This is a genomic window from Gemmatimonas aurantiaca (genome assembly GCF_037190085.1).
Classification (GTDB): Bacteria; Gemmatimonadota; Gemmatimonadetes; order Gemmatimonadales; family Gemmatimonadaceae; genus Gemmatimonas; species Gemmatimonas aurantiaca_A.
Map to the genome: position 1 here is coordinate 1 of NZ_JBBCJO010000004.1, position 23,851 is coordinate 23,851.

Sequence of the window (23,851 nt, forward strand, 5' to 3'; positions counted from 1 at the left end):
GTCCTTCGGGTCCTCGAGCACCGTGTGCGTGTGCGAGCCGCGGCACGTCTGCACATTGGCCACCAGCTTCGGCTCCCGGATGTTCGAGATGTCGAAGATGCGCACGCCGCGCATGCGCTCCTTGCTCACCGTCTCCCGCACGCCGCCCGGCTTGCAGTCGATGCGGCCGTTCATGGCCTCGGCGGACATGAACATCAGGTTCTTGTACACGGACACGTCGTTCTGCGACGCGGGGCACTCGTACGCCACCACGAGCTTCGGGCTGGACGGATTGCTGATGTCCCACACCACCGGGCCGTTGTAGTTGCCCTGGATGACGTAGTTGCCCGTGAACGCCAGATCGGAGTTGGTGATGCCGAGGAATCCCTGGGGGGACTTCGCCTGCGCCAGCACCTTCATGTTCGACGTGTACTCGGCCGCATCGAACAGACCGGCTTTCAGGTTGTTGCGCGGATCGGAGGCCGGCGATGCCGCCGTGTTGGGCTTGGCTTTGGCGCACGCAGCGAGCGCGAACAGCGCCGCTCCGGCCAGAGCGGCCCGCGAGGAGAACAGGAACATGAACCGAGGGGTGAGTGTGAGGGACGACAACTGCAAATGGCCTGCTGGTACGGTCTACTCCATGGGCGGCACGAAGCCCATGTCGAGCATCATCGACATCATGCGCTTGATCTCCGTGCCCTGATCGACTTCGACATCGTTGGCGAACTTGAAGATCGTTTCATCCTGCCCCGCGCCGGGCGACGTGAACAACGTCTTCACCATCGTGACCGCGCCGCGATGGTGCTGGATCATGTAGGTGAGGAAGAGGCGATCGAAATCGGCCCCGCGCGCCGCGTCCAGTTCGGCCAGCTGGGCCGTGGTCAGCATGCCGGGCATCTCCATCTGCCCCTGGGCGTTGTGTCCCCCGTGGCCGCCGTGCATGTCGTGAGACATACCGGCCATACCGCCGGCCATGCCGGGCATAGTCACGTTGCCGGCCGTATCGACCTGCGGCACGGGCTGCAGACGGTCCTTGAGCCACGTCTGCATGATGGTGATCTCATCGGTTTGTGCATTGATGATGCGCGCCGTCAGACGCTGCACCGATGCACTGGCCCCGTGCGAAGGCGCCCAGCGGGAGATCGTGATGGCCTGGGCATGATGGTGGATCATGCCGCTCATGAAATCGACGTCGGCCTTGGTATAGGGGTAGCGCAGGCTGTCGGCGCGCGCGCGCGCGATGGCGCCCGCATCCCCCATCTGAAAGCGCGGATCGGCCGGCGTTGCCGACCGGGTGCTGGCGCAGGCGCCCAGCAGCGTGGCAGCGGCCGTCAGGCCGGCCAGCAGAATGGAGGAACGAAAGGTCACAGAGCGCATGATCGGTCGATGAGACATCGGTCGTGCCGGTACGGTTGGAACCGTCCGCTCGAATCGTCTACGCTATGCATACGCGGCGCCGGGGGCAATCGATGCGGCCCGGGTGGAGCCTTTTGCGTATCGATTGGGACGAGACGACGATGATTTCAGCCGCCACGCCCCTGATCCACCTCGTCCTGGCGGGCGCGGGCTTCCCGCCAATCGATCACCGGCGCCACCTCGGCATCGGCCAGGGTCAGCGACGCCAGAGCCCGCTCGATCACCGGAGCACCGAGCTCATGCGGAAGACTCCGGCCGAACGCCAGCTCCGCGCGTCGGCACAGACGCTCCTCGCGGGCCATCGACGCCTCGTCCGCCCGACCGCCCAGCACCCGTGTCCGGAACGCATGGACGCGGGCATGCACCCCTTCATGCAGAATGCTCGACGCCACGGGAGCGGCCGAGATGTCCCGTCGGGCCAGAAACGTGAGCTCGGTGAGAACCGTGTCCTCGGCGGGCAGAAAGGCGCCCCGCGTTGGAAAGCGCTCGATGCGGATGCCCCGGATGTCCCGGGCGAGATGCCAGAACCGGTGCGGTTGATACTGCGCAATGAGGGCCAGCGCCTCATCGAGCCGCTCGATGACATCGGCATCCGCGATGTCCTCGCGGGTATTTCGGAGTTCGATCGGGATCCCGCGAATCCGGGGCCGATCCGATCCGCCGAGCCTGCGTATGAGCCAGGAGAGCATGGATGATCTCTTCCGAAGAGGCCGATTGCGGTTATTGTGGAGGCCAGCCCAGCTGGAGCACTGCCGAGGCCGGCGCCTCCGGGCGGCCTCGGCTGTTGTCGCAGCGCTTCACGCCGGGCCCCGCGCGTCATGATCGCATTCTGTCGCCGCCGACGGAACCGGGTATTGGCAATTCGTCGCCCTCCACACCGACCCGCCATTGCATCCTTCGCTGTCGAGCCTTCGGACGCGCCTGCTGTTGCTGGTGGCGGCGGCGTATCTCCCCGCCGTCGGATTGACGTTGTGGACGATCATGCGCGACCGGGAAGAAGCCTTCGACCACGTGCGCAAGCACCTCACGCAGCTGGTCGGATCGGCAGCGCATGAAGATGATCTGCTGATCGCCTCCGGCCGGCGGATCATCGGCACCTGGGCGCAGGTTCCGGAGATCATCAACGGCAATCGCACGGAATGTGAAGCCGCGTTCGCGCGTCTCTCGCGCTTCGCGCCGTCGGCCATCCTGCCGACCCGTGTGAATGCGGAAGGACAGGTCGACTGTGGCGGACCGGTGCCGCCCGGCGGCGCCGGCCTCGTGGGCGACGGCCCCATCGCATCGCGGATCCTCCTGGCCGATTCGGCGACGCAGGGCAATCACCTGCCGGCCACCGCCGATCGCGAGGCACTCGCGCCGCTCTCGATCGCCCTGCGCGATTCCACCGGACGATTTGCCGGCGTGCTGTCGATCGGATTCCGCATGACCTGGCTCAATCGCCTGGCCACGAACACCGAATTGCCGGACAGTGTGCAACTCTCGATCGTCGACTCCACGGGTTTCGTCCTGGCCGCGATTCCGGGAATGCCGGGCGTGGTGGGCACGAGAATACCCGGTCTGAACGCACTGATCGAACAGGATCGACAGACCCTCTCGCCCGAGAGCGGTGTCGTGATCCGCAAGAGCCGCGACGGCATCCTCCGCCTCGTCGCCTATCATCAATTGTCCAGTGACGACGAGCACTTCGTGCGTCTGGCCCTGACCATGTCGCCGGACGTGGCCTATGCCGCACCCAATGAACGCGCGCGTGTGCGGTTGTTCTTTCTCGTCGTGGCCGGTGCGGTGGCGCTGGTGATCGCCTGGTTCGGCGCGGAGGCGTTGGTGCTGCGCGATGTCAACGCCCTGCTCGCCGCCACGAAGCGTCTGGGCACCGGAGATCTCTCGGCGCGCACCGGCGTGTCGGGAACGACGGGAGAGATCCGTCAGTTGGCCGATGCCTTCGACACCATGGCCTCGCAGCTCGAAGTGCGTCAGGAGCGCATGCGGCACGCCGAGCGCATGGAATCGCTGGGCCGACTCGCCGGTGGCGTCGCGCATGATTTCAACAACCTGCTCACCGCCATCGTGGGCAGTGCCGACCTCGCGCTCGATGAGCTGCCGCCGGACCATCCGGCGCGGGCCGAATTGCAGACCATCAAGGCATCGGCGAGTCGTTCGGGATCCCTCACGAGACAGCTGCTCGACTTCTCGCGGCGCGCGCCGCTGAGCAATGCTCCGCAGCGGCTCGATGCCATCGTGCAGGGCGCGGCCGCGCTGCTGGTCCGGGTGATGCCGGCCTCGGTCACCGTCGACGTGCGCACCTCCAGCCACAAGCTGGTGCGGGTCGATGCGGGTCGCATCGAACAGGCCATCATGAATCTCGCGGTGAATTCGCGCGATGCGATGCCCAACGGCGGCCTGCTCACGATCGAACTCGACGATGTCGACATCAAAGAGCCGACGGTCCCCGATCTGCCTCCACCGGGATCGTGGGTGCGTTTGCAGGTGCGCGACACCGGGCACGGCATGTCGCCCGATGTGCTCAAGCGCATCTTCGAACCGTTCTTCACCACCAAGGGCGTGGGACAGGGCACGGGACTCGGGCTCGCCATGGTGTATGGCACGGTGCAGTACCACGGCGGACACATTCATGTCTGCAGTACCCCGAACGAAGGCACCACGGTCGTCATCTGGTTTCCCGAGGCCAGTCTGTCGCGCGACGAGACACCGCACACGGCCACCGTCCCCGATCCCCTCGAAGTGCCCACGCACGTTCTCGTGGCGGAGGATCAACCGGAAGTGCGCAGTCTGCTGCAGCGCATCCTCACCAAAGCCGGCTTCCTGGTGACCGCCGTGGAGAACGGCCATGAAGCCATCTCGGTGAGCCGGTCACTCCCGACACCGGTGGATCTGCTCATCACCGACTACGACATGCCGCACGTGCGCGGCGATGCGGTGGCCCTGACGTTGCGCGCGATCAATCCGGGGCTGCCGATCGTGCTCATTTCGGGTTTCACCCGAGATGGGTGGCCGACCGAATTGCTCGCCTCCGCCGCCACCGTCGTCATGGACAAGCCCTTCTCGGCGCAGGATCTCCTGACTGCCGTGTACAGCGCGCGCCACGCCACACCGCCCGCGGGAACACCGACCTCGACGACCGCGCCGCCGGACCGGAACTGATCCGGCCCGGCGGCGCCATCGAGCAACGTCATTACGTCAGGTCATTGCATCACGTCACTGCGTCAGGTCATTCGGAAAACGCATTGCCGTCCCGGCTGCCGAAGCGTGCAGCAGCAACGCCGCGGCACTACAGCGGCATTACAGCGGACGCTGCCCCACGACCACCGTGGCACTCGCATTCACGGCCGCGGCCGTGCTGCGCTGTCCATTGCCCAGCTGTCCGAAGTCGTTGCGGCCCCAGCACCACGTCGTGAGACGATCCTTCGAAACGGCGCAGGTGAAGCTCGACGATCCCGTGCCGATGCCCGACACCTGCACTTCCGCCCCCTTCACACCGGCGATGGCCAGTACGGGAGAGGTCGCTGTCGCGGCGGGGTTGCCCAACTGACCATTCCCATTGCTGCCCCAGCAGTAGATCTGTTCGAGCGTCGTGAGACCGCAGCTGTGGTTGAAGCCCGCCGAGATCTGCGTGAAACGATGGCCACCGGCGATGGCACGCGGGGTCGACGCATCGGTGCTCGTTCCGTCACCCAGCTTGCCGTTGTTGCTGCCCCAGCAGTAACCCACGTTGTCGAGCGTGATACCGCAGGTGTACTGATAGGCCGGCACGATCGATCGGAAAGCGAGTCCACCGGTCACGAGTGTCGGCGCGGTGCTGTAGGTGTTGCCGTACGAGATGCGGTTGCCGTCACCGGTCTGACCGAGCCCATTGAAACCCCAGCAGTACGCCGCATTGGCGATCGTGATCGCGCAGGTGTGGTAGCCACCGGCTTCGATGGTCTGGAACTGCGGGATCGCACCCACGGTGCCGGCCGCCACCGGTCCGGTGGGGCTCGACGTGTTGCCGACACCGAACTGTCCCCAGTCGTTGTGGCCCCAGCAGACCGCGTTGCCCACCGACGCCGTCGTGATGCCACAGGCGTGATCGATCCCCGCCGACAGCTTGACGAAACGATGGCCACCGGCCACGGCCACCGGATTGGCCGAATAGCTCGCGGTCGTGCCGCCGCCCAGCGACCCCCATCCGTTGTTGCCCCAGCACATCGCCACACCGTCGGTGCGCAAACCGCAGGTGAACCGCGCGAAGGCCACGAGCTGCGTGAAGCGATGATTGCCCGGCACGAGCACCGGCGACGTGCGATGCACCTCGTCGCCCACCTGGGCATCGCCCAGACGCGCATCCGTGCTGTTCAGACCCCAGCACCAAGCAATACCACCGCTCGCGAGATCGCAGGCGTGTCCCGTGCCGAGCGCCAGTGAGCGGTACTTGATCACCACCACCCGCTGCACCGTCGCGGACAACGTGCCGTGACGCGCGGTGATGGTCACCGTCCCACGATCGATACCCGTCAGCAGACCCGTGCTGTCGATGGTGGCCACCGCCGCATTCGACGACGTCCACGTCACCGGCAGTCCCACGATCGGGCGACCGGCGGAATCACGCACCGCAGCCTGCAACTGTCGCGTATCGTACGCTTCGAGCGTATCCAGTGCGCCTTCGATCGTGACCGCGACGGGTCTCACGCGCGGCTGAACGACGACGGTCGCCGTGCCGTTCTTGCCTTCGGACGATGCCGTGAGGGTGATCGTCCCGGTCGCGAGCGCGCGCACCATACCGGTCGCGCTCACCGTTGCCACCGTCGCGTTCGACGACGTCCACGTGATCGTGCGACCCGGCAGTCCGTTGTTCTGCGCATCACGCGGGATGGCCGTGAACGCCAGCGAATCGCCCACGAGCATCGTGTCGAGCCCCGGCGAGACGAATACCGACGCCACCGGAATCACCCGCGCGGTGACGAGAATCTGCGCTTCGGCCGTATGACCTTCGCTCGCCGCCATGATGCGCGCGGTGCCTGCGGCCACCGCCGTCACCACACCCGTGGCACTCACGGTGGCGATGTTCGGCGTCGATGACGTCCAGTTGAGAATACGGCCCGTGAGCACGTTGTTCTGCGCATCGCGCACCACCGCCGTCAGCGTAACCGTGTCGCCCGCGACCAGCGTGTCCATGGCAGGCGTGACGGTCACGGATGCCACCGGTACGGCGGTGACGGTGATCTGCGCCACCGCGCTGCGTCCTTCGCTCGTCGCGGTGATCGAGGCGCTGCCGGCCGCGACACCGGTGACCACACCGGCCGCACTCACCGTGGCGATGTTCGTGGCCGACGAGGTCCAGGTGATGGTACGGCCACTCAGGGTGTTGTTCTGCGCATCACGGGCGATGGCCGTGAGTGTGGTGGTGGCACCGGCCACCACCGAAGCCGTGGTGGGATTCACGACGACACTGGCCACCGCGGCAGGCGTGGGAACGGGGGAAGTGCTGTCGCTGCTGCAGGCTGCCATGGCAACCATTGCCATCGTAAGAGCCCAGCGCGATACCGCAGGCCGGGGAGATACCGAAGCACGCATGAGAAAAAACTCCGTGGAGGTCAAGTCAGATCATCGGGACGATGCGACCGCGCGCGCCGGCACACACATCATCGTCGATGAATGCGAACGACCGTACCCACCGTGTGACCACCGCGTCACACGCGATCGGAATCCATGACGAACCCGCGCTTACGGGTGCTTACAGCGCCGGTGACATACGCGACGACTGCTTTCAGAAAGCGGAGTTCGTGGACGGGCATCCGACCACTTTCCCGGAAAGAAGGTTGCCGTCGTGACGATATCCGCGCGCAACAGGTAGAGCGCTCACACGAAACACTCCTTCATATAGAGCTGCAGCATATGTCCACCATTCGATCTTCCCGATTCATCACCATGACGTGGTTCGCGGGCGCGCTCGTGCTCGGCGCCTGTGACAGCGATTCGGCAACGGCCCCCGGCAACTCGAACCCGATCCCCGCGCCATATCCCACACCGGAAGAACAACCGGGATCGCCGGTGAAACCCCGGCCGGGCGATCCCCGTTATGCCGAAGGCGCGGCATATCAGGTGACATCGGTGGATGGGCGGATCCTGCCTGCCATCGTGGACATCGCACGCCTCACGCTCGACGACGGACGCGTGATCGATATCCTCACGCGGCTCGATTCGGGGATCGTGCATCTGGGCGATCGGTACGAAGTCACCCTGCATCTCGCCGGCATCGAACGGGAGGAGATCGACGGGCGCGTCGTCCATCGCGACATCGGCCGTACCCGCGAATACGATCGCGGTGAGGTCACCTGGAATTTCCTCGATGCCACGGCCCGACTCGAATCCGCCTACATCGGCGGCCTGACGCACGCATTTCTGTCGCTGGACAATCGTACTGACAACAGCACCGGCAACGACGCGCTCAGCGGTCCCCACATCCGTTTCCGGTTTGCGGGCACCGACCATCGCGTCAACCTCGGCCTGACGCTGCCTCCGCACCTTCGGCCATGAGTCGTTCGTGCAGGCGTCGCTTCACGCCCGGCCAGTCGAGATCCGTGATGCCGTAGTACACCGAGTCCCGCACGAAGCCATCCCGTACGATCATATGGCGACGCAGCACGCCCTCGCGAATGGCGCCGAGCTTTTCGAGGGCGCGCTGCGACTGCGTGTTGCGCAAGTCGGTCTTGAACTGCACCCGGACCGCACCCAGCGTTTCGAACAGATGCGTCAGTTGCAGAAACTTCGCTTCGGTGTTGACCAGGGTGCGTTGCACACGCGGCGTCAGCCAGGTGCTGCCGATCTCCACCCGGCGATGGGCACGGACGATGTCCATCCAGCGTGTACTGCCGACCAGCTCGTTGGTGTTCTGGTCGATGATCGCAAAGGGCACCTCCTGACCGCTGGCGGTGCTCCGCGTTGCCTCGTCGAGATAACGGGCCACGGCGGCGGCCGAATCGAGAGGCGGCTGCACCGTCACGGTCCATAGCTCCGGGTATGCGCCGGCAGCCAGCAACCCGTCCGCGTGCACTGCGCCCAGCGGTTCGAGACGCACATGGCGTCCGATCAGCGTGACGGGCTGCGGATCGAACGGGCCGGCGTTGATCGGCACCGCCGATGGCTCAGACAACCTGGTCTCCGGCGACGGTCCAGTTGATCCGCGCCAGGAGTGCGTCCACGTAGTCGGCCCGGCGGTTCTGATACTTCAGATAGTACGCATGCTCCCACACGTCGATGCCGACGATGGGCAGTTCGCCCTCGAGCAACGGGGAATCCTGATTGGGCAACGCACGAATGGCGAGGCGACTCGTGGCCGTCTTCACCAGCCACGCCCAGCCGCTGCCGAACTGCCCCATCGCGGCCTCCTTGAGCGCGGCCTTGCAGGCCTCCACGGTTTCGAAATCCCGTGTGATCATCTCCGCGAGACGTCCGGAGGGTATCGACGCATCCGCGCCACCGGGCGAGAGCAGCTTCCAGAAGAGCGCGTGATTCGCATGTCCGCCGCCGTTGTTGCGGATGGCCGTGCGCACACCTTCCGGCCAGCGCCGGAGCCCCATGAGCAGTTCGCCCAGCGAACGATCGTGCAGCGTGGTCTGCGTCTTGAGCGCCGCATTGAGATTGTTCACGTACGCGGCGTGATGCAGATCGTGATGCACGCTCATCGTGCGCGCATCCACGGCGGGCTCCACGGCCGTGTTCGCGTAACCGAGCGGGGGCAGCACGAACGGATATTTCTGCGACAGCACCACGTCCGGCGCCACGGTCACATCATGGGTCCCGTCGGCGAACGGCCCCGAAGTCTCTGAAAGCATCCTGGTTTCCCGGTTCGGCCGCTAGTAGCGCGCGAGATATCGCGCCTGCTCCCAGGCCGTCACCTGCTGGTTGTATTCGTTCCACTCGGCACGCTTGGCCGCGAGATATTGCTGCGTGATGTGGTCACCCAGCGCGTTGCAGATGACCTCGTCTTTCTCCAGCTCCTCGCAGGCCTCGTGCAGCGATTGCGGCAGGTCGTCCACGCGCAGACGACGACGCTCACGATGCGACATCTCCCAGATGTTCGTATTGATCGGCTCCCGCCAGTCGGCCTCGGTGCGCAGACCGTCCAGGCCGGCGGCCAGCATCACCGTGAGCGCGAGGTAGGGATTGGCGCTCGGATCGGGCGTGCGGAGCTCGAGACGCGTGCCCGCACCGCGCCTGTCTGGCACGCGGATCATCGGCGAACGGTTGCGCATGCTCCACGCGACGTTCACCGGCGCTTCGAAGCCCGGCACCAGACGCTTGTAGCTGTTGACGAGCGGATTGGTCACCGCACACATCGCCCGCGCGTGCCGCAACAGCCCCCCGATATAGTGCAGCGCCGTGAGGCTCAGTCCCCATTCGCGCGACGGATCCCAGAACGCATTCTGCCCGCCCTTGAACAGACTCTGATGCGCATGCATGCCGCTCCCGTTCTGCCCGTACACCGGCTTGGGCATGAACGACGCGATCAACCCGAACTGTCGGGCCACCTGCTTCACCACGAACCGGAAGGTCGCCGTGTTGTCGGCCGTGCGGAGCGCATCGGCGTACCGGAAGTCGATCTCGTGCTGCCCATGCGCCACCTCATGGTGCGCCGCTTCCACCTCGAACCCCATCTGCTCGAGTGCGTCCATGATCGCGCGGCGCGCGTCCTCCCCCATGTCCATCGGAGCGAGGTCGAAATAGCCGCCCACATCGTGGGTATTCGTGGCCGGCCGGCCGTCGTCCGTGGGCTTGAAGAGGAAAAACTCCGCTTCCATCCCCGCATTCATCACGAACCCCTGCTCGGCCGCCAGCGCGAGCTGCCGCTTCAGCACACCGCGTGGATCGCCCGCGAACGGCGTCCCGTCGGGCATCGTGATGTCGCAGATGAGCCGTCCCACCCGCGCCGCCGGATCGCCCCAGGGGAAGATCTGGAACGTGGCCGGATCCGGCGCCAGCAGCATGTCCGACTCCTCCACCCGCACGAAGCCGGCAATGCTGGAGCCGTCGAACAGGATGTCCCCCTTCATCGCCTTGCGGAACTGCGAGCTCGGGATCTCCACGTTCTTGATGACGCCGAGGATGTCCGTGAACTGCAGGCGCAGGAAACGCACCTGATGCGCCTCCGCGAGCTCGAGGATGTCGGCCGCGGTGGCGCCGTCGAGATTGCCGGGAAGCAGTGAACGACTTGGCGTGGGCATGCCGAATTGTAGTACCTTTGAGGCCGCATGACTGCTTCCAAGACTCCGGCAAATTCCGGCGGCGGATTCTGCGCTGCCTGTGGTGCGGCCCTCTCGCCCGGCGCGCACTTCTGTCACCGTTGCGGCACCCCCTTCGGGCAGGGTGCGGCACCAGCTCCGCAAACCGCCCCCGCGGGTTCGGCGGCGTCCATCCTGCCCTGGGGCGTGGCCTTCGTGGCGCTGCTGGCGCTGGTGGCCATGTTCGCCGGCCGCAATTTTGGCGCGGCCAAGGGCTCGGGCGTGGACGGTTCCGCCAACTCCCTCCCCACCCAGGCCATGGACGGACCGGCCGCCGGTGGTCAGGGCGGCCCCGCCCCCAACATCGGGGATCTCTCTCCCAGTGAGCGCGCCAATCGGCTGTACCAGCGCATCATGACCTATGTGCAGGAAGGCAAGGTGGATTCCGTCGCCTTCTTCGCGCCCATGGCCATGGCCTCGCATGAGATGCTGGAAGGTCCCACGGCCGACGAGCGGTATCACTTCGGTCGTATCGCGGAGGTCACCAACAACTCGGCCGTCGTCCGCGCGCAGGCCGACACCATCCTCAAGCAGGACCCGACCGACCTGCTCGGCCTGCTGCTGGCCGCCCGCGGCGCCCGCATGGAGCGGGACACCAAGGGGGCCACCGCCTTCGACCGCCGCCTCCTCGATGCCCTGCAGGCACAGTTGGCGACCGGACGACCGGACTATGAGTTGCACCGCGGCGAGATCGACCGCGCCGTCGAGGACGCGCGCGGCGGCAAGTAGGGACTCAAGGAGTGCCCCACCCGGACTCCCGCGCGGCGATCGGCGCTGATCGCCGCCGGGATCGGTGGAAATGATGTGCCGTCACCCCTCTCGCCCATGTCCTCCCGGTCCGCGCATCTGAGTGCCTCGCTCGCCCGCGTCGCCGGCGCCCTCGCCAACGCCACCACCCGCGAGTCGCTGTATGCCACGCTGGCCCATGTGCTCGAAACGGAGCTGCGGGCGGATGGGTTTGGCCTCTACAGCGTGGACCTCGAACTCGGGCGGGCCCGCTTCGAGCATCAATGGGGTGTGATCGTCCCGTCGCCGGCCCGGATCAGCCGGGATTTCTGGGACAGTTTTCTTGGCGAGTCCGTGCGGGCCCATCGGCCGCTCTTCATCGAGGACGTGGTGGAGTACGCCAACGCCGGGCGCCCCGTGGCCCAGCATGTCCTGGATGGACAGGTGCGCGCCGCCGCGTTGCTGCCGCTGGTGGTGGAAGGGCGCGTCCAGGGCATGCTCACGGTGCGCTACCTCTCGCCCCATCGCTTCGACGAACCCACCCGGGATCTCCTCGCGGGACTGGCCACGCAGTACGCCCTTGCGCAGCGTAATGCCGACGCCCGCGACGAACTCGAACAGCGCGCGCAGCGTCTCACCGCGCTCGCGCGCGCGCAGCAGCGACTCACCCAGCTTTCCCGCGAGGATACACTGCCCAATGGCATCGCTGAAGCGGTGCAACTGGTGGTGCCGGCAGCCCGGTGTGATGTCTTCATCAAACGTCTGAACGCGCTCGAACGTGTCGTCTGTCTCGAACAGGGACAGATGGCCAGCGCCGATTTTGCGCCGCTCGCCGATCTCGCGCTGGTGGAGGCCACGGCCCGCTCCGGTGTGGCCCGGCTGGTGTCGCACCTCCAGGAAGACGCGGGCGATATCGGGGCCGGATGGACCGAGCTCTGCGCGCCGGTCCGCGACGGCAGTCGCACGGCGGGTGTGATCCGTCTGCTCGCGCCGCCCCATCAGGCGTTCGACAATCATGACTTCGAGCTGATCTCCATTCTGGCGCGACACGCCGGAACGGCCGTGGAGACCGCGCGTCTCTTCACACTGCAGGACCTGCAGCGGCAACGCGCCGAAGGCGCCGCGGAGGTGGCGCGGGTCGCCTTGCACGCGCGACAGCTCGACGAAGGCGCCACCGAACTCCTGCACGTGCTCGACCGCTTCGTGCCCTCGATCGGCAAGGCCATCGGCGTGGCGCGGGGCCGTGACGGCATGATCGAATATGTCGCCGCCAGCGGCACCCTCGATCTGCTCCGTGGACACCGCCCCGCCAGCGTGGATGGTCTGCTGAGCATCACGCCGCACGGCAATGCGGTGGCCTGCACAGACATCAGTCCGCTCGCACCCGGCACGCTGCAGGCGACGCTCCAGAACGAATGGGCCTTCGTGCTGCCGCTGATCGCCCGCGATCGCACGCTGGGTGTGCTCATCGTGGGCACACCCCACAGCGCGCCGCTCTCCCGGCATCACCGGATCACGCTCGAACGGCTGTCCGCGTCGCTGGCGCTCGCCCTCGATGCCCTCCTGCTCGATGAAGAGGAGCGTCTGGCGCGCGACCGCGAGCAGTTGCTGGCCACCGCGCTCACCACCATCAATCACCCGATCTTCATTCTCGACCGGGTCGGGGTGCGGTACGCCAACCCGGCGGCGGCCCGCGAATACGGGTGGTCGCAGAATGAGCTCATGGAGATGCGGTTCGAACAGCTGGTGGTCGACGGAGGCGCGCCGGCCGCCGCGTCCGCGGTGGCGGGGTTCGAGTCTCACGGACGTGCGGCCCACGACCTCCATCGCCGCCGCGACGGGACCGAGTTCCCCGCTGCGGTCGCGGCCAGTCCGCTCACGTCACAGGACGGGGAGCTGCTGGGGCAGGTGCTGAGCGTGCGCAATGTCAGTCAGGAGCGGCAACTCGAAGAGCAGATGCGGCACACCGAGAAGATGGTGGCGGTCGGGGAACTCGTGGCCGGCGTGGCGCACGAGATCAACAATCCGCTCACCGGCATCTCCGCGTTTGCCCAGATCCTGCTGGAAGACCATCTCACCGACGATCATCGCGAATCCATCTCGCTCATCAAGAAGGAGACCGACCGCGCCAAGGACGTCATCCACGATCTCCTGCTCTTCGCCCGCAACACCGAGCGGGATGTGGGACCGGTGGACATCAACGATGCCCTGGGCCAGGTCGTGCGATTGCGGGCCTATCCGCTGCGCAGTGGGGGCGTGGACGTGCGGCTCGGTCTCGATCCCTCCGGCCCGCGCGTGAGTGGTGATGCGCAGAAGCTGCAACAGGTGCTGCTCAACATCATCGGCAACGCCGAATACGCCATGCGGGACCGCCCGGAACGCGTCCTCACGTTGAACACGCGCCGACAGGGCGATCAGGTCGTCATCACGGCCGCGGACACGGGCAAAGGGATACCGATCGAGGTGCAGCGGCGCATTTTCGAACCGTTCTTCACCACCAAGCCGTCGGGCGTGGGCACGGGCCTCGGCCTGAGTGTCAGCTACGGCATCATTCGTGCGCATGGCGGCACCATCGCGGTGGAATCGGAGCCCGATGTCGGCACGACGATTACCATTGTGTTGCCCGCCCTTCCAGTCTGAACCCTTCACCGGTCGACATGGACGCTCTCCACACCGATCCGCTGCGGGATCCCGTTCGTGCCATCGAGGTGGCCGGCGCCGCCCAGGTGGACGATTCGTTGCGGCGCATCCTCGTCGTCGATGACGAGTCGACCATCCGTCTCGCCCTGAGCCGGTTCCTGCGCACACGCGGGTACGATGTGGAGATGGCCGACTCCGGCACCGCGGCACTCGGGCTGCTCGGCCAGCAGCGGTTCTCGTTGATGCTGTGCGATCTGCGCATGCCGGGTGTGAGCGGTCTCGAAGTGGTGCCACAGGCACTGGCGCACGATCCCGACCTCGCGATCATCATGCTCACCGCCGTCAACGACGCCCAGAGCGCGACCGACGCGCTGTCGCGGGGCGCGTTCGACTACCTCACCAAGCCCGTCGAACTTCCCGATCTGCAGGCCGCCGTGGAGCGCGCCAGTGCCCGCCGCATGCGCGCCCTCGAACGGCAGGCCATCGACCGACTCATTCGCGAAGAGGTGGCCATCCGCACCATGCAGCTCGAACAGGAGAAGGGCGCCCTGCGGGGACTGACCGTCAGCGTGGCCGAAACGCTGATCAACGCGATGGAGGCCAAGGACCTCTATCTCCGCGGGCATTCGCACCGGGTCGCCGTGCTCGGCGCCGCCATCGCCGCCGAGCTGGGGCTCGCCGATTCCGTGGTGGATCTGGTACACACGGCCGGTCGGCTCCACGACGTGGGCAAGATCGGCATCCGCGAAGCCATCCTGAACAAGCCCGGCCAACTCACCGAGGAGGAATTCTCACACGTCCGGGATCATGTGCGGATCGGACTCGAGATCCTCAGCCCGCTCCAGCATCTGGGCGACGCGCTGGACTTCATCCGCGATCATCACGAGCACTGGAACGGCGGCGGGTATCCGCACGGCCGTGCAGGGACCGACATCTCCGTGGGCGGGCGCATCCTCACGGCCGCCGATGCCTTCGATGCGCTGACCTCCAAACGCGCCTATCGCGACCCGATGTCGGCCCGGGCCACGCTCGACTACATGCGGGGGCAGGTCGGTACCCATCTGGAACCCCGCGTGTGTGAGGCGCTGTGCATGGTGGTCGAGCGAGGTGAGGTGCCCGACATCCCGCGCGTCGAATAGCACCCGCACCGCCGACGGGCGCCCAAAAAGCCGGCCATTCGCCCCCTTTGGATCAGGCGGCGACGTCTCGCCTCCCCGCGACGTCTTGACTACCGCTGGATCTCTATGTACTAGGAGGTGATTAGAAGCAGGGTGTGGCAACGCAGGCGAGAGCCTGCGTCGTTGCATTGCCAGGCGGAGATCCTGGCGCCGCATGCAGGCGCACCGTCGCGTCACCATGCGCAGGTCGAACTTTTCCGGTGGAGAGGAGGCGGTCATGTCGCAGGGCGACGAGTTGGAGAAGCTCCAGCTGATCGACGACGATATGGATGATCTGGGGGGCTATGGTCGCTCGTCGTACGATGATGATGACGATGAGGATGGGTACGGCCTCCCGTCCGACCGCGGCGACTCGCTTTGGGACGACGCCGAAGAAGACGACGAGGACGAAGACGAGGAGGATCTCGACGGCTTCGATGACGATGGCGTGATGGACGACGACGAGGAGGAGGACGATCTCTTCGGCGCTCCCATCGTGCGTCGTGGTCCCGGTCGTCCGCCCAAGAATCCTGGCGCCCCGAAGCCGGCTCCGAAGCCCAAGGCCCCGAAGCCCGCTCCGGTGGTGGAGGAGGCTCCCGCGGAGGCAGAGGAAGCGCCGTCCCCGGTGGCGGAAGCCCCCGCTGCACCGAAGGCCGCGCACAAAGCCCCCAAGGCTCCGAAGGCGCCCAAAGCGCCAACGCCCGAAGCACCGGTGGAAGCGCCCAAGGCGGCGGTGAAGGCCCCAGCCAAGGCTCCGGCGAAAGCCCCGGCCAAGGCTGCCAAGAGCGCACCGAAGAAGGCCGCCAAGGCGCCCGCGAAGAAGGTGGCCAAGGCTCCGGCCAAAAAGGTCGCCAAAGCCCCGGCCAAGAAGACCGCGAAGAAAGCCGCCCCCAAGAAGGCGGTGAAGAAGGCTGCACCCAAAAAGGCCGCGAAGGCTCCGGCGAAAAAGGTGGCCAAGGCCCCCGTCAAGAAGAACGTGAAAAAGGCCGCCCCGAAAAAGGTGGCAAAGAAGGTCGCCCCGCGGAAAGCGGCCAAAGCACCGGCCAAAAAGCCGGCCAAGGGAGCGAAGCGCCGGTAGCGCTCCGCGTCCACCGACGTAGATCGGCTCCTTTCGGCGCCCCTGCACCGGAACGCCCGCCACTGCCCCCATGGGACGGTGGCGGGCGTCTGGTTTTGCTCCCTCGGTGACCATCCATGATCTCCCTGCCCTCTTCCTGCTTTTTTTCCGCGGAAGCCCATGCGCCCGATCCGCCGCCGCTGACCCCGGCGTTCGATGCGCTGATTTCCCTCGCCGCCCAGGCCGACACGCCGGTCCTGCTCCAAGGCGAGCCCGGCGCGGGCAAACGCTATCTGGCTCGGCTCATCCACAATCGTTCGCATACAAACCAACTGGCATTCCTCGAGGTCACCTGCGAAGCCGTCCATTCGGGAAATCTCTGGAAACATCTGTTCGGTACTGAACCGATGGATTTCAACTCCCCGCAGGAAGCCACTGTCGCCATCGGCATCCGAGGCGTGGGCACACTGCACCTCGCCCAGATCGACCAACTCCCGCTCGACGCGCAGGCAGGGTTGCTGCAGCGCCTGCAAGACGCGCAGCTCGGAGTCGGTGGCGATGCCGGTGGCGCTCGCCGCAGCGTCCGGCTCATGGCGAGCTCACGGACGCCGCTGGCCGATGCCCTGGCCGCGGGGCGCATGCTGGCGGACCTCTATTACCGCCTGCAGGCGTTCGCATTGACCCTACCGCCGCTGCGCGCCCGCACCGATGAGATTCTGCCGTTGGCCCGATCAATCCTGCATTCGATCTCGCGGTCCACGCCCACGTCGCCCCCGCATCCGATTTCGCCTGCAGGCCCACCGGCCACCGCCTCATTGACCACCGCGGCGGAAGAATGGCTGCTCACCTATCGGTGGCCGGGCAATGTTCGTGAACTGCGGGACACCCTCTGGCGCGCCGCTCTCCTCGCGCAGGATGCACCCATCGATGTCGTCCATCTGGCCGGCCCTCCGGCTTCGCTGGGTGGCCCCAACGGTTCGGGAACCGTCCGCACGGCTCATGCGCGGGCGCTGGATGCAGTCGAACGGGATGCGATCCGCGCCGCCTTGGCATCCAATCGTGGCAATCGCACCAGAACCGCCCGTGTTCTGGGCATCGCACGCTCCACCCTGCTCGAAAAAATCAAGCGGTACGGCCTGACCTGAACATCGTTCAGGCACAACCGGGGGTGGATCGGGCAAGACGGCCTCGCGATGCATATATTGCCCGTCCCATGGCCGAGTCTCCCGTTCAACTTCTGCGCGCACACGCGCGCCACGCTCCGTGGAATGCACGCGGCCTCGCGGCGCACGCAGCCGCTCTCGTCGACTCGGCGGGTGTGAAGCCCACCAACGCCTCCGCTCGCGCCATGCCCAGCGCACGTGCCGTGCGCTTCTACGTGGCCAACGGTCTGCTCGATCGCCCTGAAGGCGCCGGCACCGCCGCCACGTACGGCTATCGCCATCTGCTGCAGCTGCTCGCCATCAAGATCCGCCAGCGTGAGGGACAGACGCTGGAGTCGATCAAGGCCGAGATGCGTGAAACCACGGGCGATGCGCTCGAACGGCGGGTCGCGGCGTCACTGGCACCTGCATTGTCACTGCAGATGGATGCCGGCACGATGCGCGCCGGCAGTGCCGTTGCCAGCTGGCGACGCGTTATCGTTGCTGAAGGCGTGGAGCTGCATGTGCGCGACGATTCGCCGGCAGCCGAAGACGACACGCTGGTGGCGCTGCGCGACAGTCTGCGCCGATCGCTCGGACAGTAGCAGCCGTCAGAGCAGGAGGCGGCTTCTTTCCGCTTCCTTTGCAGTTTCCCAACTTCCTCCGCGACACAACTGATGTTCCGCGTCCTCGTCACCGACGATGTCGACCAAGAAGGCGTAGACCTCCTCACCGCGGAACCCGCGTTGCAGGTGGACGAACTGCCCACGCTCCCCAAGGACGAACTGCTGCGCCGCATCGGGGACTACGATGCCATCGTAGGTCGCAGCGCCACACGCATCTCGGCCGAATTGCTGCAGGCCGGCGCGAAACTCAAAGTGGTCGGACGGGCCGGTGTCGGCGTCGACAACATCGCGCTCGACGTGGCCACGTCGCTGGGCATCGCGATCATCAATGCGCCGGCCGGCAACACGGTGGCGGTCGCCGAACTGTTCTTCGGCACGGTGATCGGTTTGCTGCGACAGTTGCCCACGGCCGCAGCCGCCATGCACGACGGGCGATGGGATCGCTCCAGATTCATGGGCCGCGAACTCAAGGGCAAAACCCTCGGCATCGTGGGGCTCGGCCGCATCGGCAGTGAAGTGGCCACGCGTGCGCACGCCTTCGGCATGACGGTGATCGCCTACGATCCCTACATCGCCGACGAGCGGTTTGCCGCGCTGCGTGTACGCCGCGCACCCACGCTCGACGCACTGCTCGGCGAAACGAACATCCTCACGCTGCATGTGCCGCTCACCGACGAAACGCGCGGCATGATCGGCAAGCGCGAACTCTCGCGACTGCCGGCCCGCTCGGTGGTGGTGAACCTGGCGCGGGGTGGCGTGATCGAAGAAGCCGCCCTGCAAGCAGCGCTCGAAACCGATCAGCTCCGCGGCGCCGTGCTCGATGTGTTCAGCGTCGAACCGCTCGCGTCCGACAGCCCGCTTCGCGCGCTTCCCAATCTGGTGCTCACGCCGCATCTCGGCGCGAACACCGTCGAAGCGCAGCGCAATGTCTCTCGCGATGTCTGCGTGGCCGTGCGCGATGCGCTGTTGCGCAACGATCTCTCGCGCTCCATCAACGTGTCGGGAGCCACCGGTGAGTGGAGCGAACTGCAGAGTGCCATGCTGCTTGCGCGGCGCGCGGCGGCAGTCGCCCGCGCGGTGCTCGCCGATCAGGGTATGCGGGCGGTGCGTCGCGTCGCGTTGCGCGTGAGCCCCGATCTCGCGCACGGCACGGGCGCCATGCTCGCCGCGGCCGCCGCTGGTGTCCTCGAAGGTGTGATCGAAACCGACCGTCTCAATCTCATCAACGCGCGGTCGCTCGCCGAAACGCGTGGCCTCGAACTGTCGGTTGCCGAAACGACGGAACTTGGCACCGGCCGTGCGCTCGAAGTCTCGCTGTCGGGGGGCATGCAGCAGCTTGCCGTGGCTGGCGTCGCGCCAGAAGGCGGCACCCCGCGGCTCACACGCATCGGATCGTTCCATGTGGACGTGAATCCGCGCCAGACACTGCTCGTGCTCACCAACCACGACGTGCCCGGTGTCATCGGTCGGGTGGGGACGCTGCTGGGCGAACGCGGCGTGAACATCGCCGAATATCATCAGGCCCGTCTGGCGCAGGGCGGTGACGCGCTGGCGGCCGTGTCGGTGGACGGCACGGTGAGTGAAGAAACACGCAAGGCGCTGCTCGAGCTGTCCGACGTTCGTTCGGCCAGCATCGTGCACTTCCGCGACGAATGACACGTGCACGGGCACACGACCGTAGGCACGCTCCCCACCATCACGCACGACGAAGACGTCCGACGCGCGTTTGCCCGTGATGTGTCGGGACTCGAGATGGTGCCCGACATGGTCGCGCGTCCCACCTCGGTGGCGGAAGTGCGGGAGCTGCTGCGGGCGGCCACGACCGATCGCCTGGCGGTCACACCGGCCGGCGCACAGTCGAGTACCACGGGAGCATCCATCGTCGATCATGGCGTCCTGCTGTCGCTGCGCGGCCTTTCGCACATCGGCGAAGTCGATACCGATGCGCGCCTGATCCGCGTGGGTGCCGGAGCGATCGTTGCCGACGTACGACGTGCCGCCGAGGCGGCAGGGCTGCTGTTCACGCCCGATCCCACCAGCGAGGAAGAGAGCACCATCGGCGGCGCCATTGCCTGCAATGCCTCGGGAGCGCGTTCGTTGCGTTACGGCGCGACCGGTCCGCATGTCCGGGCATTGACGGTACTGCTGGCCAACGGCGAGCAACTCGAACTGCGTCGTCCCGCGCTCGAGAAGAACACGGTGGGATATCCCATTGCCCACGATCCGGTCGACTGGTTCGTGGGCAGTGAGGGCACCCTGGGCGTGGTGGTGGAAGCCGAGTTCGCCCTGCACGCACTGCCACCGCAGGTGCTCGGTCTCGCCGTACCGTTCGTGAACGAGGCGGACGCACTGGCCTTCGTGGTGGCTGCACGCCGCGCGGGTGATGTGCATCCCCGCTGTCTCGAATTTTTCGATCAGGGCGCGATGGAGATCGCGCGCACGGCCGAAGGTGGCGGCGCCTGGGCGCCGGGCATCTCGGCCATGGTGTACGTCGAAGAGACGGGCGCCGATGACAGCGATACCGAATTGCCACTCGACGCCTGGCTGGCGCTGGCCGAGGCGCATCACGCCTCCACCGAAGACATCCGGGTGTACGATTCCGCGAGTGCGCTGAACGATGCACGGCGCATGCGCCATGCCGTGCCGGCCACCATGAACGAGCGCGGAGCCGCACGACGCGCTTTTGGCGGACGCAAGGTCAGCACCGACTGGGCCGTGCCGTATCCACGGCTCGCCGAAGCGCTCACGATGGCCCGGCGTTTCGCCGACGAAGCCGGTACCCCGCGCGGGATTGCGTATGGCCATGCCGGCAATGGCCACCCGCATCAGAACATCATCGCGCAGGATACCGACGAACTCGCCCGCATCGAACGGGTGGTGTACGCCACACTGGAAGCCGTGATCGCGATGGGGGGGACCGTGGCCGCCGAGCATGGCATCGGAAAGATCAAGCGGCGGTGGCTGCCACTGCAGGCCAGCGACGTACAGCAGCGCGTGATGCGCGCACTCAAGCGTGAGCTCGATCCTCTCGGATTGCTCGCACCGGGGAATGTGTTGTGAGCACCAGGAGCGCCTCGGTGGCGTACGGAAGGCCACGCTTCAAGACCGTCGTATTCGATGTGGATTCCACTCTCGCCAGCATCGAAGGCATCGACTGGTTGGCCACACTGCGCGACGCCGCGACCGCACGGGAGTGTGAAACACTCACCGCACGGGCCATGGATGGCGAGATCCCCATCGACGCCGCCTACACGCAGCGACTCGAACGGATCCGCCCCACTGGCGCGGAACTGCTGATGCTGAGTGATGCCTACCAGCAAGCCATCGTGCCGCGCATGCCGGAGCTGGTGCGTGCATTGCTCGACGCCCGCGTGCATGTGCATATGCTGAGCGGTGGGTTGCGTGCCGCCATCGTTCCCCTGGCATTGCACCTGGGCGTTGCCGCGGACCGGGTGCATGCCGTGTCGCTCGTGCGCGATACCGATGGCACGTTCAGTCTGCTCGACGGAGCGCAGCCGCTGGCCACACAACAGGGCAAGCCGCAGATCGTGAACGCCCTGCGGCTGCGCGGCCCCGTGGCGATGGTGGGCGATGGCAGCACCGATGCGGCCGTGCGTGGCGTGGTGGACGCCTTCTTCGCCTTCACCGGTGTGGCCCGTCGCGAAAAAGTGGTCGCCGTGGCGGACGCCGAAGCGAATTCGGTGGACGCATTGTATCCCCTGCTGTTCGATCGCGGTTCGATCCTGGTTTGAAAGCAGATCCCTGAGCAACACCTGAGCAACACCTGAGCGACTCATGAGCGACTTCGGCACGTTTTTTCTGCCCGGCCCCACGGAAGTGCATCCCGATGTGCTGCGGGCGATGCTGCAGCCCATGCTGCCCCATCGGGGTGCCGCCTTCGAAGCGCTGTTCGCGCGTATTCAGGCGGGCCTCAAACCCATCTTCCGGACGACCCGGCCGGTGTACGTGTCGAGTTCGAGCGCCACGGGTCTCATGGAAGCCGCCATCCGGTGCGCGCGGCCGGGCGCCATTCTGTGTCTGGTGAACGGCGCGTTCAGCGAGCGTTTCGCCAACATCGCGCAGTCGTGCGGACGTGAATCCACCGTGATCGGCGGCGATTGGAGCATGCCCGTATCGCTCGACGTGGTGGAAACCGCGCTGCAGCGCGGCGGATATGCGGCGCTCACGGTGGTGCATTCCGAAACCAGCACCGGCGTGCTCACCGAACTCGAGCCGCTCGCCCGTCTCGCGCATCGGTACGACTGCGCCGTGCTGGTGGATTCGGTGACCGGACTGGCCGGCGTCCCGGTGGAAACGGACGCCTGGGAACTCGATTTTGTGCTCACCGGATCACAGAAGGCGCTGGCGTTGCCGCCCGGGCTCGCATTCGGCGTGGCCAGCGAGAAGTTCATCGGCGAAGCCAGGGCGGCGGGCGGGCGGGGATTGTATTTCGACCTCGTGGAGTTCGAGCAGTACATCCACAGGAACCAGACCCCCAATACGCCCGCCTTGTCGTTGCTGTACGCCACGGCCGTGCAGGGCGAGCGCATCGCGCAGGAAACCATCGAGCGGCGATGGGACCGGCACACGGCCATGTCCGAGCACACGCACAGTTGGGTGCACGAACTGCGCGCGCGAGTGGGTGCCGAATTCTCGGTGTATGCGCCGGATGGCGCGGCGAGTCACACGGTTACCGCCGTGTCGTTGCCCCCGCAGCTCCAGGGCGATGCCGTGGTGCAGGCCGTGGCCAGGCGCGGCTTCGTGATCGGCGGCGGCTACGGCAAGCTCAAGAGCAGCACCTTTCGTATCGGCCACATGGGCGATCACACCATGGAAGGACTCGAGCGAGTGCTGGAAGCGACGGCGGAGGCGGTGGAGGAGATTCTGGACGGGTGATAATTAAGCGAACCGGCATTTGCTTGATTAGCGAAAGGCCAAAAACAACTCCCTTAATTGGGCTGCTCTGCTGGGGTATTGGATGACGTCGGAAGGATCATGCGACCGGATTCGTGATGGATGTCCTGCTTGGGGAGAGGGCCGCAAATTGTGAAGGGCGCCCTACGGGCGCGATAAAGCAGGATGAACAACAGGATACCGGCAGGATACCAGCGATGGGTCCGGTATCCCGACGTCTTCGTCGTGCATGGGGAACCATCCCGCTGGTATCCTGCAGTTGATCCTCTGATCGCCGCCGTAAGCGGCCCCACATCAGCGGACGTGGGTTTGAAGATGACCTGCCGGGTCCTGGTGCGCGTCCCGCGTCACCGGGCCCGTCACCCGAAACCCTGCAGGTCACCCCCAAACCCACCGCCTACGACCCGTTGCCGCTTCAATTTCACTTCACGATCCGATCCAGCACCCGCTTCGCGAGATCCTTGTCGTAGTCCACGACATTCTTTTTCGCGATCACCTCCACGGCCGCGACCTCGTCGCTGGAGCGTTTGATCTCCACGGTGACTTCATTGTCACCCATCTTGCCCACGAGCCGGCGCAACGCACCGCTGTTTTCGGTGCTCTGCCCCGTCTCGCTGATGCTCATGGCGCTGAATGCCGACTGCGCCTTGCCGAACACCGCATTCACCGAACCCGGAACCGACGCTGAGGCTCCCCGCTGCGTGTAGGCAATGGCAGCACCGGCGCCCGCTCCGGCAGCCACCAGGAAGCAGCCGCTGGTGGACATGGTGACGGTGGCGATCAGGGCAAACGGAAGAGCGCGGGAGAAACGTGGCATGGCGGTGCTCGTGGAAGAGTGAAGGTGTGCTCACATACCCGACATACCCGGCCGTGCGGGCGAGGTTCTGATGCGGCAGCCCCCACAGCGCGATCGAGATAG

Annotated in this window: 19 protein-coding genes and 1 pseudogene; 12 read left to right on the plus strand and 8 right to left on the minus strand. The window is 66.3% G+C overall.

What is annotated here, in order from left to right; translation table 11 throughout:
• The 3 genes and pseudogenes from WG208_RS04195 to WG208_RS04205 form a co-directional block, all read right to left on the minus strand.
• A pseudogene (locus WG208_RS04195) lies at positions 1–558 on the minus strand (hypothetical protein); the annotation flags it as partial.
• Between the two features lie 54 nt (positions 559–612).
• On the minus strand, positions 613–1,347 hold the full coding sequence (locus WG208_RS04200; protein WP_337170078.1) for a DUF305 domain-containing protein: 735 nt from the start codon (positions 1,345–1,347) through the stop codon (positions 613–615).
• 155 nt (positions 1,348–1,502) lie between these two features.
• Entirely contained in the window at positions 1,503–2,084 is a 582-nt protein-coding gene (locus tag WG208_RS04205; protein WP_337170079.1) for a hypothetical protein, read from the minus strand.
• A gap of 199 nt (positions 2,085–2,283) precedes the next feature.
• Here WG208_RS04205 and WG208_RS04210 point away from each other — a divergent pair, with 199 nt between their 5' ends.
• On the plus strand, positions 2,284–4,554 hold the full coding sequence (locus tag WG208_RS04210) for an ATP-binding protein (RefSeq protein WP_337170080.1): 2,271 nt from the start codon (positions 2,284–2,286) through the stop codon (positions 4,552–4,554).
• Between the two features lie 138 nt (positions 4,555–4,692).
• On the opposite strand, the gene WG208_RS04215 is transcribed toward WG208_RS04210, so the two are convergent.
• Positions 4,693–6,912, minus strand: coding sequence for an Ig-like domain-containing protein (locus WG208_RS04215; protein ID WP_337170081.1), 2,220 nt, complete (start codon positions 6,910–6,912; stop codon positions 4,693–4,695).
• Between the two features lie 405 nt (positions 6,913–7,317).
• Between WG208_RS04215 and WG208_RS04220 the strand changes: the two genes are divergently transcribed.
• Positions 7,318–7,926 (plus strand): hypothetical protein, encoded by a 609-nt coding sequence (locus tag WG208_RS04220; protein ID WP_337170082.1) that lies wholly within the window; start codon positions 7,318–7,320, stop codon positions 7,924–7,926.
• Here WG208_RS04220 and WG208_RS04225 read toward each other — a convergent pair.
• The 3 genes from WG208_RS04225 to glnA form a co-directional block, all read right to left on the minus strand.
• The gene (locus tag WG208_RS04225; RefSeq protein ID WP_337170083.1) at positions 7,886–8,542 is read right to left on the minus strand and encodes a GNAT family protein; all 657 of its coding nucleotides are present in this window, start codon (positions 8,540–8,542) and stop codon (positions 7,886–7,888) included. The genes WG208_RS04220 and WG208_RS04225 overlap by 41 nt on opposite strands.
• A complete protein-coding gene (locus WG208_RS04230) occupies positions 8,535–9,158 on the minus strand; it encodes a superoxide dismutase (protein ID WP_337170374.1) in 624 nt (207 codons plus the stop codon). The genes WG208_RS04225 and WG208_RS04230 overlap by 8 nt, the downstream gene beginning before the upstream one ends.
• An 87-nt stretch (positions 9,159–9,245) precedes the next feature.
• Positions 9,246–10,613 carry a type I glutamate--ammonia ligase gene (glnA, locus tag WG208_RS04235; RefSeq protein WP_337170084.1) on the minus strand — a complete coding sequence of 456 codons (1,368 nt, stop codon included), beginning with the start codon at positions 10,611–10,613 and terminating at the stop codon, positions 9,246–9,248.
• 27 nt (positions 10,614–10,640) lie between these two features.
• Between glnA and WG208_RS04240 the strand changes: the two genes are divergently transcribed.
• From WG208_RS04240 to WG208_RS04285, 10 genes are all read left to right on the plus strand, one after another.
• Positions 10,641–11,399 (plus strand): zinc-ribbon domain-containing protein, encoded by a 759-nt coding sequence (locus tag WG208_RS04240; protein ID WP_337170085.1) that lies wholly within the window; start codon positions 10,641–10,643, stop codon positions 11,397–11,399.
• Positions 11,400–11,495: 96 nt separating this feature from the next.
• Positions 11,496–14,036, plus strand: coding sequence for an ATP-binding protein (locus WG208_RS04245; RefSeq protein ID WP_337170086.1), 2,541 nt, complete (start codon positions 11,496–11,498; stop codon positions 14,034–14,036).
• A gap of 17 nt (positions 14,037–14,053) precedes the next feature.
• The gene (locus tag WG208_RS04250; protein ID WP_337170087.1) at positions 14,054–15,175 is read left to right on the plus strand and encodes an HD domain-containing phosphohydrolase; all 1,122 of its coding nucleotides are present in this window, start codon (positions 14,054–14,056) and stop codon (positions 15,173–15,175) included.
• A gap of 256 nt (positions 15,176–15,431) precedes the next feature.
• Positions 15,432–16,271 (plus strand): hypothetical protein, encoded by an 840-nt coding sequence (locus WG208_RS04255; protein ID WP_337170088.1) that lies wholly within the window; start codon positions 15,432–15,434, stop codon positions 16,269–16,271.
• 116 nt (positions 16,272–16,387) lie between these two features.
• On the plus strand, positions 16,388–17,395 hold the full coding sequence (locus WG208_RS04260; protein ID WP_337170089.1) for a sigma 54-interacting transcriptional regulator: 1,008 nt from the start codon (positions 16,388–16,390) through the stop codon (positions 17,393–17,395).
• 203 nt (positions 17,396–17,598) lie between these two features.
• A complete protein-coding gene (locus tag WG208_RS04265) occupies positions 17,599–17,997 on the plus strand; it encodes a MerR family transcriptional regulator (RefSeq protein ID WP_337170090.1) in 399 nt (132 codons plus the stop codon).
• A 72-nt stretch (positions 17,998–18,069) separates the two neighbouring features.
• Positions 18,070–19,674, plus strand: a complete 1,605-nt coding sequence (serA, locus tag WG208_RS04270) for a phosphoglycerate dehydrogenase (protein ID WP_337170091.1) — start codon at positions 18,070–18,072, stop codon at positions 19,672–19,674.
• A 3-nt stretch (positions 19,675–19,677) separates the two neighbouring features.
• On the plus strand, positions 19,678–21,078 hold the full coding sequence (locus WG208_RS04275) for an FAD-binding oxidoreductase (protein WP_337170092.1): 1,401 nt from the start codon (positions 19,678–19,680) through the stop codon (positions 21,076–21,078).
• Entirely contained in the window at positions 21,075–21,770 is a 696-nt protein-coding gene (locus WG208_RS04280) for an HAD family hydrolase (protein ID WP_337170093.1), read from the plus strand. Before WG208_RS04275 ends, WG208_RS04280 begins: the two co-directional genes overlap by 4 nt.
• A gap of 43 nt (positions 21,771–21,813) precedes the next feature.
• Complete coding sequence (locus tag WG208_RS04285; protein ID WP_337170094.1) at positions 21,814–22,914, plus strand: alanine--glyoxylate aminotransferase family protein; 1,101 nt, start codon at positions 21,814–21,816, stop codon at positions 22,912–22,914.
• 439 nt (positions 22,915–23,353) lie between these two features.
• Here the strand turns inward: WG208_RS04285 and WG208_RS04290 are convergent, their stop codons facing one another.
• Positions 23,354–23,749: a DUF3568 family protein gene (locus tag WG208_RS04290; protein ID WP_337170095.1), complete on the minus strand. Its 396-nt coding sequence runs from the start codon at positions 23,747–23,749 to the stop codon at positions 23,354–23,356.
• Positions 23,750–23,851 lie beyond the last annotated feature (102 nt).